Here is a 17,759-nt window from a genome sequence, read left to right as displayed (position 1 = left end):
TGTCCGCCCGCCGCGTGGCCTGTTCCGGGTCGGCGGGAGGGGGTCGGTGACCTCCGGCAGGGCCGGTCAACCGCTCGACCGGCCCCGGGTCCGTGGTACGCCGACAGGGCTGCACCTGCTCACCGCCGCCGTCGTGGCCACCGCGCTGGTGACTGCGGTGGTGGGCCTGAGCCTGCCGGCGCGGCTGACCGCCGACGATCCGCTCGGCGGGCCCGCCCGCTTCGGCTTCGCGGTCGCCCTCTTCGCCCTGTCCCAGCTGGCCCGGCTCCGGTTCCGGGCCGCGGCCGGCGTGGTGAGCGTCACCTGGGCCGAAGCCGCCCTGGTCGTCTGCCTCTACCTGGTACCACCCGGCTGGCTGCCCGGGGCCGCGCTGCTCGGCGTCGCGCTCGCCTGGACGGCCCTCTCGTTGGTGGACGAGGGCCGCGCCACCTGGGACGTCATCCGAATCGCGAGTGCACACACCGCCGCCACCGCGCTGGCGGTCGCGGTCACCACCGCCCTGGGCCAGCCGACGCTCGCCGGTCCGACCCCGGCACTGGCGCTCGCGGTGGCCGCCGGCGCCCTCGCCTATCTACTCGCCAGCGCCTGGCTGGGCGGGGTGATGCTGGCGCTGCGGCACGGCATCCCGATCGGGCGCCCGCTGCTCGCCGCACTGCGCGGCAAGCTGCTGATGTTCATCGGCAACCTGGTGGTCGGCGTGCTGGTGGTGGTGCTGATCGAGATCGACCCACGCTGGCTCCTGTTGCTGCCCGCTCCGCTGTGGCTGCTGCAACAGACCTACCGGCAACGGTTGCGGGAGGACCGCGATCGGCGTACCTGGCGGTCGCTCGCCGAGGCCACGAAGGCGCTGAACCAACTCGACGAGCGGGGTGTCGCCACGGCGGGCGTCACCGGAGCGCTGACGCTGTTCGAGGCGGACCTGGTCGACGTGGAGGTGGCCCGGCGGGACGGTCGGTGGCGTCGCTACCGGGGCGACCCGGGTGGTCAGGTGGTCGACCGGGAAATCGCTCCGCCCGGCGGCGACGAGCCTGAACCGGGGGAACTGGTCCGCGACCTGTCGGTCGGCGATACCCGAGTGGGCCGCCTGCGGGTGCGCCTTCCCCGTACGGCGCCGGCCACCGGTCGGGAACGCGACGCCCACGCCGCCTTCGCCGACGCCCTCGCCGCGGCGTTGCACGATGCCGCCACCCACCGGGAGTTGCGCCTGGTCACGGCCCGCTCCTCGTACGAGGCGGTGCACGACCCGCTGACCGGCCTGGCCAACCGGGCGGCGATGCTCGGCAAGGGCGACCAGGCGTTGCGGCAGCTGGCCCATGACCACCCGGTCGCCCTGCTGCTGCTGGACATCGACCAGTTCAAGGAGGTCAACGACACTCTCGGGCACGCCGCCGGTGACCAACTGCTGCGCTTGACCGCCAACCGGCTGGGCGCCCTGGCCCGCTCCGGTGACCTGCTGGCGCGCCTCGGGGGCGACGAGTTCGCCCTGCTGCTGAGTTCGGTCCCGGTGGTCGGCGACCGCGCCGCGCCCATGGCGTACGCGCTGCGTCAGGCCCGGGACATCGCCGAGCGGCTGGCCGCCCCCACCGAGGTGGCCGGGGTGCGGATGTCCGTCGAGGTCTCCGTCGGGGTGGTGGTGGCCCCGGCCGGCACCGCCGATCTGACCGAACTGCTGCGCCGGGCCGACATCGCGATGTACCAGGCCAAGTCGGGTGGTGTCAGCGTGGCCGCGTACGACACGGCAAGCGACGCGGCCAGCACCGACCAGCTGGCCCTGCTCGCCGAGCTGCGAGAGGCGTTGCAGTCCGACGACCAGCTGGTGCTGGTGTTGCAGCCGGCCGTGGACCTGGTCACCGGGGCACCGACCGGCGTTGAGGCGCTGATTCGGTGGCGGCACCCGAGGCGGGGCTGGCTGGGGCCCGCCGACTTCATCCGGCCGGTGGAGAACAGCGAGCAGCTCGGGGCCTTCACCCGCTACGTGCTCGACAAGGCGCTCGCCGTGGCCGCCGACTGGGCCCGGGAGGGTCTGGACGTCCCCATCTCGGTGAACCTCTCCGCTCGCAGCCTGTTGGATCCGAGGTTGCCGGCGGAGATCGCGGAGGCGCTGCGTCGGCACCAGGTGCCGGCGGACCGGCTGGTCCTGGAGATCACCGAGACGGTGGTGATGAGCGACCTGGAGGTCATCGACCAGGTGCTCACCACGTTGCGGTCGATGGGCGTGCAGTTGGCGGTGGACGACTTCGGTACCGGCTTCTCGTCGCTGGCGTTCCTGACCCGGGTCACTGTGGACGAGCTGAAGGTGGACCGCTCCTTCGTCCTCCAGATGGCGGATTCACCCCAGGCGGCGGCCATCGTGCGCAGCACCGTCGGGCTGGCCCACCAGTTGGGCCTGCGGGTGGTGGCCGAGGGGGTGGAGACCGCCGCGCAGCGTTCCGCACTGGCGGAGCTGGGCTGCACCGCGGCCCAGGGCTACCACTTCTTCAAGCCGATGCCCGCCGACAAGATCGCCGCCGTCCTCGGCTCGCTACGCGACAGCGCCCCCACGAACGTCCTCCCCCTCCGCGCCGACGGCGCCTCCTGACGTCCGACCGGCAACCGGGTGCCCGGCTGGATATGGTCGTCGGGTGAATCGACTCGCGGAGGCCACCAGCCCGTACCTGCTCCAGCACGCCGACAACCCGGTGGACTGGTGGCCCTGGTGCGACGACGCGTTCGCCGAGGCGAAACGGCGGGACGTGCCGGTGCTGATCTCGGTCGGCTACTCGGCCTGCCACTGGTGCCACGTGATGGCGCACGAGTCGTTCGAGGACGAGGCGGTCGGCAAGCTGCTGAACGAGGGCTTCGTCTCGATCAAGGTGGACCGCGAGGAGCGGCCCGACGTCGACGCGGTCTACATGACCGCCACCCAGGCGATGACCGGTCAGGGCGGCTGGCCGATGACCGTCTTCGCCACCCCGGACGGCACCCCGTTCTTCTGCGGCACGTACTTCCCCCGGCCGAACTTCGTCCGGCTGCTCGAGTCGGTCGGCACCGCGTGGCGCGACCAGCGTGAGGCCGTGCTGCGCCAGGGCGCCGCGGTGGTGCAGGCGATCGGCGGTGCCCAGGCCGTCGGCGGCCCCACCGCCCCGCTCACCGCCGAGCTGCTCGACGCCGCCGCCGACCAGCTGGCCAGCGAGTACGACGAGGTCAACGGCGGTTTCGGTGGAGCGCCGAAGTTTCCGCCGCACATGAACCTGCTCTTCCTGCTGCGCCATCACCAACGCACCCGCTCGGCGCGGAGCCTGGAGATCGTCCGGCACACCTGCGAGGCGATGGCCCGTGGCGGCCTCCATGACCAACTCGCCGGCGGCTTCGCCCGGTACTCCGTGGACGGGCACTGGACCGTGCCGCACTTCGAGAAGATGCTCTACGACAACGCGCTGCTGCTGCGGGTCTACACCCAGCTGTGGCGACTCACCGGCGACGCGCTGGCGCTGCGGGTGGCCCGGGACACCGCCCGGTTCCTCGCCGACGAGCTGCACCGGCCCGGGCAGGGCTTCGCCTCCGCGCTGGACGCGGACACCGAGGGGGTCGAGGGGCTGACCTACGTCTGGACGCCGGCCCAACTGGTCGAGGCGCTGGGCGAGGAGGACGGCCGGTGGGCCGCCGACCTGTTCGCGGTGACCGATGCCGGCAGCTTCGAAGAGGGTACGAGCGTGCTGCGGCTGGCGCGCGACGTCGACGACGCGGATCCGGCGGTACGGGAACGCTGGCAGGTGGTGGTCCGCCGACTGCTGGCCGCCCGGGACGCCCGACCCCAGCCGGCGCGGGACGACAAGGTGGTGGCCGCCTGGAACGGTTTGGCGATCACCGCGTTGGCGGAGTTCGTCCGGCTGGTCGAGACCACCGGCCGGCTCGGCACCGAGGGCGAGGCGAACCTGCTGGAGGGGGTCACGATCGTGGCCGACGGGGCGATGCGGGACGCCGCCGAGTACCTCGCCCGGGTGCACGTCGTCGACGGGCGGCTGCGCCGCGCCTCCCGCGACGGCCGGGTCGGCGAGCCGGCCGGAGTGCTGGAGGACTACGGCTGTGTGGCCGAGGCGTTCTGCGCCATGCACCAGCTCACCGGCGAGGGGCGGTGGCTGGACCTGGCCGGTCAGCTCATCGACGCGGCGCTGGCCCACTTCGCCGCGCCCGGCGGAGCGTTCCACGACACCGCCGACGACGCGGAGCAACTGGTCGCCCGGCCCGCCGACCCGACCGACAACGCCACCCCCTCGGGTCGGTCCGCGATCGTCGCCGCCCTCGTCGGGTACGCGGCGTTGACCGGGGAGAACCGCTACCGCGAGGCCGCCGAGGCGGCCCTGTCGACCGTCGCGCCGATCGTCGGGCGGCACGCCCGCTTCACCGGGTACGCGGCGACCGTGGGCGAGGCGCTGCTCTCCGGGCCGTACGAGATCGCGGTGGCGACCGAGGATCCGGCGGGTGACCCGCTGCTGGCGGCGGCGTACCGGCACGCCCCACCCGGCGCGGTGATCGTGGCGGGCCCCCCGGACCGGCCCGGGACACCGCTGCTGGCCGACCGTCCGCTGGTCGACGGACGGGCCACCGCGTACGTCTGTCGGGGCTTCGTCTGCCAGCGACCGGTGACCGATGTCGAGGAGCTGGTGGGGCAGTTGCGTTGAGCCGGATCCGCCGGTCGGTGCCGGGACCGGCCCGGTTAGGCTGACGCCGCTATGGATTCCCGTACCGGTCTGCCCGTTGTCGGCATGGTGGGTGGCGGCCAACTGGCCCGGATGACCCACCAGGCTGCGATCTCCCTCGGCCAGTCGTTGCGTGTGCTCGCGCTCACCCCCGACGACGGGGCGGCCCTGGTCGCCGCCGACGTCCAGTACGGCGACCACACCGACCTCGTCGCGCTGCGTACCTTCGCCAAGGGCTGCGAGGTGGTCACCTTCGACCACGAGCACGTCCCGACCGAACACATCCGCACGCTGACCGGCGAGGGTGTGAAACTGTTCCCGCCCGCCGACGCCCTGGTGCACGCTCAGGACAAGCAGGTCATGCGGGAACGGCTCAGCTCCCTGGGTGCCCCGAATCCGCGCTGGCGACCGGTCGGGTCCCCCGCCGATCTGGTCACCTTCGGCGACGAGGTCGGCTGGCCGGTCGTGCTCAAGGCCGCCCGTGGCGGGTACGACGGGCGGGGCGTGTGGCCGGCCACCGACCCGGCGTCCGCGAGCGAGTTGGCGGAGACGCTGCTCGCCGGCGGCACGAAGCTGATCGTCGAGGAGCGGGTGCCGCTGCGCCGGGAACTGGCCGTGCAGGTGGCCCGCTCGCCGTTCGGGCAGGTCGCGGTCTATCCGGTCGTCGAGACCGTGCAACGCGACGGGATCTGCGTCGAGGTGCTGGCCCCGGCGCCCGGCCTGGCCGAGGAACTGGCGGTCGCCGCCCAGCAGCTCGCCATCGACCTGGCCACCGCGCTCGGCGTGGTGGGCCTGCTGGCCGTGGAGCTGTTCGAGGTGGTTGATCCGACGGCGCCGGGCGGTAGCCGGCTGGTGGTCAACGAGCTGGCGATGCGCCCGCACAACTCGGGGCACTGGACCATCGAGGGCGCCCGGACGTCGCAGTTCGAGCAGCACCTGCGCGCGGTGCTGGACTATCCGATGGGCGACACCTCGTTGACCGCCCCGGTGGTGGTGATGGCGAACGTGCTCGGTGGCCAGCCCGGCGGCATGTCGATCGACGAGCGGTTGCACCACCTCTTCGCCGCCGAGCCGACCGCCCGGGTCCACCTGTACGGCAAGCAGGTGCGCCCCGGCCGCAAGATCGGGCACGTCACCGTGCTCGGTGACGACCTGGACGAGGTACGCGCCCGGGCTGCCCGGGCCGCCCGCTGGCTGCGGGACGGGACACCGGAGGAACGAGCGGCGTGAGCACGGTCGGTGTGATCATGGGGAGCGACTCGGACTGGCCGACGATGCGGGCCGCCGCCGAGGTGCTCACCGAGTTCGAGGTGCCGTACGAGGTCGAGGTGGTCTCGGCGCACCGCACCCCGGTCAAGATGATCGACTATGGTCGGGCCGCCGCCGACCGTGGCTTGAAGGTGATCATCGCCGGGGCCGGTGGCGCGGCGGCGCTGCCCGGCATGGTCGCCTCGGTGACCCCGCTGCCGGTGATCGGCGTACCGGTGCCGTTGAAGCACCTCGACGGCATGGACTCGCTGTTGTCGATCGTGCAGATGCCGGCCGGTGTGCCGGTGGCGACCGTGTCCATCGGCAATGCCCGCAACGCCGGGCTGCTCGCCGTCCGCATCCTCGCCACCGCCGACCGCGCCCTGCTCGACCGGATGGCGGCCTACCAGGCGGACCTGGAGCAGTTGGTCGCCGAGAAGGACGCCGCACTCCGCGCCTCCCTGGCCTGACGCCGCCTCAGCGCATGCCGCGAAGCGCGGTCTGAAGGCGCTCCTGGGCGCGGCGTCGGCGTTCGTTGCTGGCGCCGAGGATCAGCAGCAGGAAGCCGACCGGGATCAGCGCCAGCCACGGTCCGAGGCTGAACAGCGCGTGCACCGCCGCGATGGCGGTGACCACCGCACCGACGATGACCGGTGCCTGCTGCTGGGTCATCGAGCCGAAGACCAGCACCGCGACCGCGCCGAGGAGCAGCAGCACCTGGCGCATGGTGCTCGAATCGGTGGCCAGCACGATCGCCAGGGTCGGCACGAAGGCGGCCAGTAGCGCCGGTCCGTACGCCACCCAGCTGCTCAGGTCGGTGCGCTGCCGTAGCTCGAGCACTCCGACCAGCAGAGCCAGCGCGGCGAGCGGCAGCGTGTACGCCTCGGGCAGGGCCACCTCGGCGACCCGCATCAGGATCCACCAGGCGGTGATCTCGCAGAGCACCACCGCCCAGAACAGGACCCGTCGCTCCGCCGGCCGCCGGCCCGGCCGGGTCGCCGCGAGACCGAGGACCGCACCCCAGGCGGCGAGCAGCGCGGCGATGTGCCGAGGTGAGTCGAACGCCAGCGCCAGTGCGATCAGCGCGGCGGCGTGGCCGCTCCACTCCACGGTCGCCGCCTCGCGACGTGCCTCCGGACGGCGCAGCCGGGGCAGAGTGGCGGAGAAGACCTGCAACGCCGCGCCGACCGCCAGCACCCCGAACGCCGACCAGACCGGGGCGAGCCCGGCCACCAGACCGGCGGTGAGCACGAACAGTTGCGCCATCAGCGAGGCGAACAGCCAGCCGAGCAGCCGGGCCCGGGAGGTGAGGCCGTAGAGGGCGGCCACCAGCCCGACCCCGACCGCACCACCGAGCGTGAACAGGGTCAGCTCCCGGGTGGCGAGGCTGCCGGCGAGCCCGGCCCCGCCCGCCGCCAGCCCGATCAGGAAGACCAGCACCCGGGCCAGTCGCAACGAACGGGCCCGTTCCACCAGCGCCGGCGGTGGTGTCAGCGCCAGCCCCAGCATCGAGATGGTGAACACCGCCAGCGCCGACAGGGTGCTCGTCGGCCAGCCGCCGCCCAGCGCGATCGGGGCGATGAGCAGGGTGACGGCGGCGCCGGGCAGCACCACCGGCACGGCCCGGGACCGGCGACCGCCACTGAACCCGGTCGCGGCCAGGGCCGCCGTCGCGGTGAGCAGCAACGCGGTGAGCACATGGGTCGGGTTGACCGCTGCCGGCGGCGGATCGAGCAGGACCGCCGGTGGCCCCTGCCAGATCCGGCCGACGGTGCGATGCGGGTCGACGAGGGCCGCGATCAGCGCTGGTGCGATGGATACCAGGGCCAGGACGGTCGGCACGGCGGCGGCGGCCAGCGCACCGGCGGCCGGGCTCACCCGCCACCGGCGCCGGTCGTCATCGGGCAGTCGGCGCAGCGCCCCGTCCAGCAGCACGGTCCAGCGGCGCACCGGTTGGGCCGCGCCGGCCGGCGGCTCGGTCGCCCCGCGTACCAGTTCGGCGAGCACACCGAGCAGTGCCGCCGCAGCGGCGTAGACACCGACGGGCACGGCGATCGGGACGGCGGCGAGCGCGGTCACGCTGGCTCCGCCGACCACCCCGGCGCTGGCCCAGGGCAGGTACTGGGGAACCTGCCGACGGGCCGCCGCCACCGCGGCCAGGCCGAGACTGGATGCGGCCAGGCCGGCGGTGAGCACCACCTGCGGGGCGTGGCCGAACTCGACGGCGAGGGCGGCGACGGCACCCGGCAACGCCAACAGCGCCGCGCCCACAGCCGCACCACCGATCTGCGCCAGGTGCGGCGGCATGCCCTCCGCCTCGATGTCCTCGACGAGCGGCTCGGCCAGGTTACGGGCCAGCGCGGCAACCACCGCGCCGATCAGCACGATGCTGCCCAGGGCAAGTGCGGTCGTCCACGGCCGTACGAGGCCGGCACCGGCCGCGTGCAACGCGACCACCCCGGCCACCGTGATGCGGGACAGCGCGGCCCGGGGATCGATCGTGGCGACCGCGGCCATCCCGAAGATGGTGGCGACCATGCCGCCGATCAGGACCGGCGACCACCAGGCAAGCTCGAACGCGGCGGGAGCGCCGATGGTGGCGAGCACCACCGCCACGCCGGCCACGTCGTAGCGCCAGGGTGGCGGCAGCAGAATCCCCGCCGCGATTGCGAGCAGCACCAGGGCGATCGGGCCCTGCCAGGTCGTGCCGCCGGTGGGCGCGGCCGGCCAACCGCTGAGGTCGCCGTTCCAGATCGGGCCGGGAGTGGCCAGCACACCGACGCCACCGCGCAGCGCCATCCAGCCGGCCAGCAGCCCGATCAGCAGGCCACCGATGGTGAGGCCGAGCACCGGCCCACGACGCCACTGCTCGGGCATCGCCCGGGCCGCCACGGCGACGACCAGGACCAGCGCGGCGGCGACGGCGAGCTGCCCGCTCGGCGCCAGCACCGTGCCGATCCGCAGCAGGGTGGCGACCAGCGCGGCGGTCACCGCGGCGGTCGCCAGGTCGGAGCCGTCGAGGGTGAGATCGGAACGGCGGCCGGTGTCGATCGAGGGAGCCAGGAAGAGGAGTACCGCGGCGACCAGCAGCAGCGCGCCGACCCAGGCATCCGCCACGGTGGCCCCCGGTGCGCCGAATCCGGCCGCGGCGACCAGCAACGCGCCCAGGCCGGTGCCCACCGACAGCGGGACCGGGATCTGGCGCTGCGACACCTGCACCAGGGCGGCGTAACCGAGCGTGACACACACGGCGAGGAAGCTCGCCGCGAGCACCGGCACGGTCGCCTCGCGCAGGCTCGCCGGAGTCGGCGTGTCATCCACCGGCAGGGTCGCCGCCACGAAGGCGGCCACCGCTCCGGGCAGCGCGAAGGCGGCACCTCCGGCGGCCCAGGCCGAGACGGTGTCCGCCGCCGCCGGGGCGAGCCGGATCCGGGGAGCGGCGGCGATCAGCGTGCCGGCCACGACGAGGGTGAGCAGCACGGCAGCGGTCAACGCCGGCCGGGCGAGGGCCGCGCCGGCACCGGCCAGCCCGACCGTGGCGGCGGTCACCGCGTGCGCCAACGCGGCGCGGGGGGTACGAGCGGAGAGGCCGGCCGCCCCGATGCCGATCGCGGTCAGCACCATCGGCCACGGCGCGTACGTCCAGGCCAGCCCGAAGGAGGCCGGTACGGCCAGCGCGGTGAGCGCGGCACCGGTCACCGCGAACTCGCGGCGGATCTCCGGCGGTAGGGCCAGCACCGCGGCCACGGTCAGCAGGAAGGCGCTGGCCGCGAGCTGCCACGCGGCCGGTCCCACGGCGGCGGCCAGTTCGGCCGGGTACCGGTCGAGGTCCGCCGCCCAGGCCGGCAGCGCCGCCTCGATCGGGGCGATGCCGGCACGCAGCGCACTGCCGGCGACCACCACCCCGCTGACCGTGAGCGCCACCGCGGAGGCGAGTTGTGGTCCCCGGCGGGCGGACTCGGGTACCGCCCGGACCGCGAGACCGGTGACCGTGATGACCAGGGCGATCAACAGCAGGGCTCGGCCGGGGAGCGCCACCGAGGCGATCCGCCCCAGGGCGCCGATGACGGCGAGGGTGAACACACCCGCGCCCAGGTCGGGCAGGGGTGGGCGGCGGAGCACAAGCGTCCCGGCCAGGCAGACGGCGGCGGCGAGGAGCAGCACCAGGCCCGCGCCGGTCGCGCCCGGCACGGTGGTGGTCCGCAGCAGGGCGGTCACCGCGTACGCCAGGGCGAGGGCGACCGCCACCCCGTGCAGCACCCAGGTCAGTTCCCGCAACCCCGGCACCGGTCGGGCCGGCGCGGTCGCGCTGCCGCCGATGGGATCCAGCAGTTCGCCGCTCTCCTCCGGCGCCGCCTCCGGCCTACCGTCAACCTGGCTCTGCTCAGCCGACCGTTGCCGGGGGGCACCCGACCGGCCGGAGCTGGCCGGGCCGTCGGTGACCGGCTGCTCCACGGTGACCGGCGAGCGGGCCAGCCACAGGTCGAGCAGCGCCACCACGGTCAGCACCAGCGCCCAGCCCGCCGGACCGGTGATCCGGTCGTACGCGAGCAGTGGCACCACCGGCTGGGCGGCCAGCACGCTGGCGAACCGGGGTGCGCGCAGCCTGGTCCACCCGGCGTAGCCGACCGAGACGGCGGCGGTGACCGCGAAGATCACACCGGCGAAGACGGCACCGGAGGCGCCGCCGCCGCCGATCCGGTCCACGGCCCACAACGCGTACCCGGCGAGGGGCACCAGGAGCAGACCGACGGCGGCGATGGTCTCGGCCGTGGAGGTCAGCCCGCGCCGGACCAGCACCGGCGGGGCGAGCAGCATGAGCACCGTCGCGAGCAGCAGAATGCCCAGCCGGGCCAGCGCGTCCATCGAGCTGGTGGCGACCACGGCGAACACCACGGCGGCGACGCCGAGCAGCAGCGCACCGAGACCGAGCGGGATGTTCTGGACCTCCCGGGAAGAGGCCTCGGGCGGATGCTCAGGATCGTCGGCGTCCAGCCAGACCGGTTCGGTCGGTGGCGGCGGCCCCTGGGTGCCGGCGGCGCCCTGCCGGGGTACCCGGGGCGGCGGGGGTGCGCCGTCGCGCGGCGGCGAGGCATCCTCGGAGGCGGAGCGTCGCGGCGGCCGGCGACGGAGTACGCGCCGGGGGCGGGTGGCCTGCCGGAGGCGCTCGTCGCCCTGGCTGCCGGCGTGCGAGAGAATGTCCCGCTGGAAGAGCGCGGCCTGCATCTTCGCGGCGAGCTGCCGTTGTTCGCGGGCGATGGCGGCCTCGCGGGCCTTCAACTCCGCGATGGATCGTTCGATGTCCGCCAGGTGCTCGGCCCATTGTGGCTGGTGCGCACCGCAGTGCGGGCAGCGAACCGCCGGTTTGATCTCCCGGCCGCACGAAGGGCACTGAAAGCTCGCCACGACACCCCTCCACCCGCACTGTGGAATCCCACTGTCGCAGCATGCCCAAAGCGGGCCGGGAATTCGACAGTTGTCGGCGGGTCAACCGCCAACATCACCAAACGGTGGGATCACGGACGCCCCATGCCCCGGTACTCCCAGCCGGCCTGGGTCCACAGTGCCGGGTCGAGGCAGTTGCGGGCGTCGACGATGCGGCGGCCGGCGACGAGGTCGCCGAGGAGGCCGGGGTCGGCGTTGCGGAAGTCGGCCCACTCGGTGAGGACGCAGACCAGGTCGGCGTCGGTGACCGCAGTGCTGATGTCGGGTTCGTAGGTGAGTTCCGGCACCGCGCGGCGGGCGTTCTCCATGCCCTCGGGGTCGTAGACGTGGACATCGGCGCCGGCCTTGTGCAACAGGGCGGCGACGGCCAGGGCGGGGGCGTCGCGTACGTCGTCGGTGTTGGGTTTGAAGGTGGCGCCGAGGACGGCGACGCGGGTGCCGGACAGGTCGGGGCCGGCGGGGCCGGAGCGGCGGCCGAGCAGGTCGGCGGCGAGGTTGAGGACGCGGGTACGGCGACGCAGGTTGATCAGGTCGACCTCGTGCAGGAAGCGGAGGGCTTCGCCGGCTCCGAGTTCCTGGGCCCGGGCCTGGAAGGCGCGGATGTCCTTGGGCAGGCAGGCACCGCCGAAGCCGAGACCGGCCTGGAGGAAGCGGTTGCCGATGCGGGGGTCGTAGCCGATGGCCTTGGCGAGCTGGGTGACGTCGCCGCCGGAGGCCTCGCAGACCTCGGCCATCGCGTTGATGAAGGAGATCTTGGTGGCCAGGAAGGCGTTCGCGGCGACCTTGACCAGTTCGGCGGTGGCGAAGTCGGTGACGACCAGCGGTACTTCCCGGTCCTCGGTGGCGGCGAGATCGAACACGCCCTTGTGGGCGGCGTAGAGCATGCCGTTGGCCCACTCGCTCTTGACCCCGACGACGATGCGGTTGGGGCGCAGCACGTCGTCGACGGCGAAGCCCTCCTGGAGGAACTCGGGGCTCCAGGCGACCTCGACGCCGAGGTCGGCCGGACTGTGCTTGCCGACGAGCTGCTCCACCCACTCGGCGGTGCCGACCGGGACGGTGGACTTGCCGACGATCAGCGCCTTGCGGGTCAGGTGCTGGGCCAGGCCGGTGACCGACGCCTCGACGTACGACAGGTCGGCGCCCATCCCGTCGGCCCGCTGGGGGGTGCCGACGCAGATGAAGTGCACGTCACCGAAGTCGGCGGTCTCGGCGATGTCGGTGCTGAAGCGCAGCCGGCCGGCGGCGAGGTTGCGCCGCAGCAGTTCGTCGAGCCCGGGCTCGTGGATCGGCACCTCGCCCGCGTTCAGCTTCGCGATCTTGTCCGCGTCGACGTCGAAGCCGAGCACCTCGTAGCCGAGTTCGGCGTAACAGATGGCATAGGTCGCGCCAAGGTAGCCGGTGCCCAGGAAGGTCACCCGGGGCCGGGAGGCACCCGAGGGGGGTGTGACCGCCGCGATGGCGGGCACCGGCTGGGTGTTCGGGTACGGGATGGTCACGCCTGTCTCTCCGCTCGCACTGGCGCCGCGTGGCTGCGTCGCGTTCCGCCACGGCGCCAGGTGGGCACCGCAGGGGTGGGTCGTCTGCTGGGTTCCATCATCGCCGAGCGGCGTCGGAGCTTCGTCATGGCCCAGCCTACGCGCCGGTAACATCACCTGAACTGTGGTCGTTATCCTTCAGTCTGCGTGGTGGGCGTCCAGCCGACGTTACAGACTGCGCATGATAGCGGTGAAGGGGAGGGGCCGACATGGCCGCAGAACAGTCGTTCGACGCGTACCGCCTGCCGGAGGAGCACGAGGCGATCCGGGAAGCGGTCCGTGAGGTCTGTGCGGCGAAGGTGGCTCCGCACGCCGCCGAGGCGGATGAGACCGGTGAGTTCCCGAAGGCGTCGTACGACGCGCTACGTGCCGCCGACTTCCACGCACCGCACATCCCGGTCGAGTACGGCGGGGCGGGTGCGGACGCGCTGGCCACGGCGATCGTGATCGAGGAGGTCGCTCGGGCCTGCGCCTCCTCCTCGTTGATCCCGGCGGTGAACAAGCTGGGCACGATGCCGCTGCTGCTGGCCGGATCCGACGATCTCAAGCGCCGCTACCTGACGCCGGTCGCCGCCGGCGAGGCGATGTTCTCGTACTGCCTCTCCGAGCCGGAGGCCGGCAGCGACGCGGCGGCGATGACCACCCGGGCGGTACGTGACGGCGACCACTGGGTGCTCAACGGGGTGAAGCGTTGGATCACCAACGCCGGTGTCTCGGAGTTCTACACCGTCTTCGCGACGACCGACCCCGCCGCCCGCTCCCGGGGCATCTCCGCCTTCGTGGTCGAGAAGTCGGATCCGGGGGTGAGCTTCGGCGCGCCGGAGAAGAAGCTGGGCATCAAGGGGTCGCCGACCCGCGAGGTCTACCTGGACAACGTCCGGATCCCGGCGGACCGGATGATCGGCGCCGAGGGCACCGGCTTCGCCACCGCGATGAAGACCCTGGACCACACCCGGGTCACCATCGCCGCGCAGGCGGTGGGCATCGCGCAGGGTGCGCTCGACTACGCCAAGGGGTACGTCGCCGAGCGCAAGCAGTTCGGCCGGGCGGTCGCCGAGTTCCAGGGCGTGCAGTTCATGCTCGCCGACATGGGCATGAAGCTGGAGGCGGCCCGGCAGCTGACGTACGCGGCGGCCGGCCGGTCCGAGCGCGGCGACGCCGATCTGACCTACTTCGGCGCGGCGGCCAAGTGCTTCGCCTCGGACGCCGCGATGGAGATCACCACCGACGCGGTGCAGTTGCTCGGCGGCTACGGCTACACCCGTGACTACCCCGTCGAGCGGATGATGCGGGACGCCAAGATCACCCAGATCTACGAGGGCACGAACCAGGTGCAGCGCATCGTGATGGCCCGGCAGTTGCTCAAGGACTGACACTCCGACGACGGCTGTCGGCACCTCCGCCCGCGCGGTTGCCGGGCGGAGGTGCCGATCCGTATCTGTCGGGTCAGCTGGTGGCGTCGTCGCGTCGGGGCAGGTTGCCCGGCGGTGCCGACCAGGGCGACCCACCTCCGGTACGCCGGGGCAGCGGCTCGGTCGGTGTCGGGTCCGGGTCCGGGTAGCCCAGGCTCAGCGGCGCGGTGTCCCGTTCCGCCGACGGGCCCGGTGACCAGTCGGTCAACGTCTGGTCTGGTGCCGGCATGTCGGGGGTCCCCGGCTCCGGCTGCGGCACCGCGACCGGCCACCGCCGCCACCGTTGCCCGCTGAACGTCGCGACCAGCAGCAGCATGCCGATCAGGAAGAGCGTGCCGTTCTCCACCGGCAGCCCCAGCGGCAGCGGGTCGCCGAGAAACTTCCAGTCGGACGGGATGCGCTCGCGTACCCGGAAGGGCGAGACGAACAGTCCGACGTACGGGGTGACCAGCAGCAGCCCGGCCACCAGCGGACCGAGCGGTGAGATGCGTAGCGTGCCGAGCAGGCCCAGCACGATGCCACCGACAGCGAGGTACACGGCCGGCTCGATGAGATTCGCCGTGTTGGCGGTGCCGATCTCCACCCACCGGTTGACGGTGTCGGCCGACCCGTCCTGACCGAGGGTGACCAGCACCCAGGTGACCGGCACCACCACCAGCCCTGCGAGGAAGCTCCACAGATGTCGCATCCGCGCACCGTACCGTTTCCGACATGACCGAGCACCCCGCCACCGCCCTGCCGGGCAAGCCGACCTCGTACTCCCGGGTAACCCTCAGCCGGATCATGACCGCGGTGGATGTGAACCTGTACGGAACGGTGCACGGCGGGGTGCTGATGAAGTTCGTCGACGACGTGGCCGGCGCGGCGGCGGCGCGGCACAGCGGTGGCACGGCGGTGACCGCCGCGATCGACGAGATCGTCTTCTCGGAGGCGGTCCGGGTGGGCGACCTGGTGCACGCGTACGCCCAGGTGAACTGGACCGGGCAGACCTCGATGGAGGTCGGCGTCCGGGTGATGGCCGAGCGCTGGGACTCGGCCGACGAGGTACCGGTGCGGGTGGCCACCGCGTACCTCGTCTTCGTCGGGGTCGAGGTGGGCGGCGCGCCCCGACCGGTGCGTCCGGTGTTGCCGGAGACGCCGGAGGACGAGCGGCGCTGGCGTGAGGCGGAGATCCGCCGCGCCCACCGGCTGGCCCGCCGCCAGGCCATCCAGGCGGCCCGCAGCGAACCCTGACCGCTCCGGCCGCCGACGGCGCTTCCTGCGTCCCGCCCACACTGCCCGGGTCGAGGGGGTGTGGGGCGGGCACATGCGCCTGCGCGGGTCGGGTGCGGACAATGGCGCTTCGAGGTAGGGCAAGATGGCGCCACGGCCCACCGCACAGCGTCGTGCCGGGCCAGGGGAGGAGTGGACCAGTGACGGACGTGCTGTGGACGCCACCGGCGGACGTGCTCCAGCGGTCCCGGATCGGGGCTTACCTGCGTTGGCTCGCCGAGCACCGGGGGCTGACGTTCGCCGACTACGACGCGCTGTGGCGATGGTCGGTCACCGACCTGGACGCCTTCTGGCGGTCGATCTGGGACCACTTCGGCGTCGTCGCGCACACCCCGCCGACCGCCACCCTGACCGACCGGCACATGCCGGGCACCCGGTGGTTCCCCGGCGCCACCCTCAACTACGCCGAGAACGTGCTGCGGATGCCGGGCCGGGCCGACGACGAGCCCGTGGTCGTGGCGCACGGGCAGACCCGGCCGCCGGTCACCCTGACCGCCGGGCAGTTGCGCGAGCAGGTCCGCCGGGTCGCCGCCGGACTGCGCCGGCTCGGCGTCACCACCGGCGACCGGGTGGCCGGGTACGCGCCGAACATCCCCGAGACGTACGTGCTGATGTTGGCGACCGCGAGCCTCGGCGCCGTCTTCTCGTCCTGTGCGCCGGAGTTCGGCACCCGCAGCGTCACCGACCGGTGGCAGCAGATCGAGCCGAAGGTCCTGGTCGCCGTGGACGGGTACCGCTACGGCGACAAGCCGGTCGACCGGCGCGCCGAGGTGGCCGCGATCCGGGCCGCGCTGCCGTCGCTGCGGCACACCGTGTCGATCCCCTACCTCGACCCCGACGGTTCGCCGGCTGCGGACACACTCGCCTGGGCGGAGTTGGCGGCCGATACCGACGAACCGCTGGCCTTCACCCCGGTGCCGTTCGACCACCCGCTGTACGTGCTCTACTCCTCCGGCACCACGGGCCTGCCCAAGCCGATCGTGCACGGACACGGCGGCATCCTGCTGGAGCACCTGAAGATGCTCGCCCTGCACCACGACCTCGGCCCGGCGGACCGGTTCTTCTGGTTCACCACCACCGGCTGGATGATGTGGAACTTCCTGGTCTCCGGGCCGGCGGTGGGCGCGGCCATCGTGCTGTTCGACGGCAACCCCGGCCATCCCGACCTGGGTGCCCTGTGGCGGCTGGCGGAGCAGACCGGCACCACGTACTTCGGCACCTCGGCGCCGTTCCTGCTGGCCTGTCGCAAGGCCGGGCTGGTCCCCCGCGAGATCGCCGACCTCTCCGCGCTGCGCGGCCTCGGCTCCACCGGCGCGCCACTGCCCGCCGAGGGCTTCACCTGGGTGTACGACACGGTCGGCGACGGCCTTCAGCTCCAGTCGCTGTCCGGCGGCACCGACGTCTGCACCGGTTTCGTCGGCGGCGTGCCGCTGCTGCCGGTGCACGCCGGTGAGATCGCCTGCCGTGCCCTGGGCGCCAAGGTGGAGGCCCGCTCGCCGGACGGCACTCCCGTCATCGGGGAGCTGGGCGAGCTGGTGATCACCGAACCGATGCCGAGCATGCCGGTGGGTTTCTGGAACGATCCGGACGGAGCCCGCTACCGGGAGGCGTACTTCGACGTCTATCCGGGGGTGTGGCGGCACGGGGACTGGATCACCATCAACTCCCGGGGCGGGTGTGTCATCACCGGTCGCTCCGACGCCACCCTCAACCGGGGCGGCGTACGCCTCGGCACCGCCGAGTTCTACTCCGTCGTGGAAGGGCTGGACGAGGTCGTCGACTCGGTGGTGGTGCACCTGGAGGACGACGAGGGCGGCGCCGGTGAGCTGCTGCTGTTCGTGGTGCTCGCCGAGGGAGTGAGCCTTGACGACGAGTTGCGCCGGACGATCTGCCGCGAGTTGCGTACCGCGTTGTCGCCCCGGCACGTACCCGACGAGATCCACCAGGTCCGCGCGGTGCCACGCACCCTGTCGGCGAAGAAGCTCGAGGTGCCGGTCAAGAAGATCCTCACCGGAACTCCGGTCGACCAGGCGGCGGCCAAGGGCGCCCTGGCCAACCCGGACTCCCTGACCGCCTTCGCCACCCTGGCCCGACACCGCACCCCGGACCGCCCCGCCACCTGACCCGACCCGAGACGCCGACCTTTCGACCCGAGCCTCCAGCAC

At 73.1% G+C, this 17,759-nt stretch carries 10 protein-coding genes; 7 read left to right on the top strand and 3 right to left on the bottom strand.

Annotation, left to right across the window (positions count from 1 at the left end; all coding sequences use genetic code 11):
- Window positions 1–109 precede the first annotated feature (109 nt).
- The 4 genes from V5O40_RS00660 to purE are packed head-to-tail and all read left to right on the top strand — an operon-like array spanning window position 110 to window position 6,397.
- Window positions 110–2,578, top strand: coding sequence for a putative bifunctional diguanylate cyclase/phosphodiesterase (locus V5O40_RS00660; protein WP_332903657.1), 2,469 nt, complete (start codon window positions 110–112; stop codon window positions 2,576–2,578).
- Window positions 2,579–2,621: 43 nt separating this feature from the next.
- Window positions 2,622–4,661, top strand: coding sequence for a thioredoxin domain-containing protein (locus V5O40_RS00655; RefSeq protein ID WP_332903587.1), 2,040 nt, complete (start codon window positions 2,622–2,624; stop codon window positions 4,659–4,661).
- 51 nt (window positions 4,662–4,712) lie between these two features.
- Complete coding sequence (locus V5O40_RS00650; protein WP_332903586.1) at window positions 4,713–5,909, top strand: 5-(carboxyamino)imidazole ribonucleotide synthase; 1,197 nt, start codon at window positions 4,713–4,715, stop codon at window positions 5,907–5,909.
- The gene (purE, locus tag V5O40_RS00645; RefSeq protein WP_332903585.1) at window positions 5,906–6,397 is read left to right on the top strand and encodes a 5-(carboxyamino)imidazole ribonucleotide mutase; all 492 of its coding nucleotides are present in this window, start codon (window positions 5,906–5,908) and stop codon (window positions 6,395–6,397) included. The genes V5O40_RS00650 and purE overlap by 4 nt, the downstream gene beginning before the upstream one ends.
- Window positions 6,398–6,404: 7 nt before the next feature.
- Here purE and V5O40_RS00640 read toward each other — a convergent pair whose 3' ends face one another.
- Together V5O40_RS00640 and V5O40_RS00635 are read right to left on the bottom strand one after the other, a co-directional pair.
- Window positions 6,405–11,333: an SCO7613 C-terminal domain-containing membrane protein gene (locus V5O40_RS00640; protein ID WP_332903584.1), complete on the bottom strand. Its 4,929-nt coding sequence runs from the start codon at window positions 11,331–11,333 to the stop codon at window positions 6,405–6,407.
- 110 nt (window positions 11,334–11,443) lie between these two features.
- The gene (locus V5O40_RS00635) at window positions 11,444–12,871 is read right to left on the bottom strand and encodes a UDP-glucose dehydrogenase family protein (RefSeq protein ID WP_269739767.1); all 1,428 of its coding nucleotides are present in this window, start codon (window positions 12,869–12,871) and stop codon (window positions 11,444–11,446) included.
- Between the two features lie 248 nt (window positions 12,872–13,119).
- Here V5O40_RS00635 and V5O40_RS00630 point away from each other — a divergent pair, with 248 nt between their 5' ends.
- Entirely contained in the window at window positions 13,120–14,283 is a 1,164-nt protein-coding gene (locus tag V5O40_RS00630) for an acyl-CoA dehydrogenase family protein (protein ID WP_332903583.1), read from the top strand.
- 73 nt (window positions 14,284–14,356) lie between these two features.
- On the opposite strand, the gene V5O40_RS00625 is transcribed toward V5O40_RS00630, so the two are convergent.
- Window positions 14,357–15,010, bottom strand: coding sequence for a hypothetical protein (locus V5O40_RS00625; RefSeq protein WP_332903582.1), 654 nt, complete (start codon window positions 15,008–15,010; stop codon window positions 14,357–14,359).
- A 23-nt stretch (window positions 15,011–15,033) separates the two neighbouring features.
- Between V5O40_RS00625 and V5O40_RS00620 the strand changes: the two genes are divergently transcribed.
- Both V5O40_RS00620 and V5O40_RS00615 read left to right on the top strand, forming a co-directional pair.
- Window positions 15,034–15,555 carry an acyl-CoA thioesterase gene (locus V5O40_RS00620; RefSeq protein ID WP_164446051.1) on the top strand — a complete coding sequence of 174 codons (522 nt, stop codon included), beginning with the start codon at window positions 15,034–15,036 and terminating at the stop codon, window positions 15,553–15,555.
- Between the two features lie 179 nt (window positions 15,556–15,734).
- A complete protein-coding gene (locus V5O40_RS00615; RefSeq protein ID WP_332903581.1) occupies window positions 15,735–17,717 on the top strand; it encodes an acetoacetate--CoA ligase in 1,983 nt (660 codons plus the stop codon).
- Window positions 17,718–17,759 lie beyond the last annotated feature (42 nt).

The sequence above is a fragment of the Micromonospora palythoicola genome (assembly GCF_036689795.1).
In the GTDB taxonomy this organism is placed as follows: Bacteria; Actinomycetota; Actinomycetes; order Mycobacteriales; family Micromonosporaceae; genus Micromonospora; species Micromonospora palythoicola.
Note: the sequence above shows the minus strand (reverse complement) of the source record. Positions and strands in the feature narration are given on the sequence as shown.

Coding starts and splice junctions, on each gene's coding strand:
- V5O40_RS00620 (WP_164446051.1), top strand. CDS start 15,034: ATGACCGAGCACCCCGCCACCGCCCTGCCGGGCAAGCCGACCTCGTAC.
- V5O40_RS00630 (WP_332903583.1), top strand. CDS start 13,120: ATGGCCGCAGAACAGTCGTTCGACGCGTACCGCCTGCCGGAGGAGCAC.
- V5O40_RS00625 (WP_332903582.1), bottom strand. CDS start 15,010: ATGCGACATCTGTGGAGCTTCCTCGCAGGGCTGGTGGTGGTGCCGGTC.
- V5O40_RS00650 (WP_332903586.1), top strand. CDS start 4,713: ATGGATTCCCGTACCGGTCTGCCCGTTGTCGGCATGGTGGGTGGCGGC.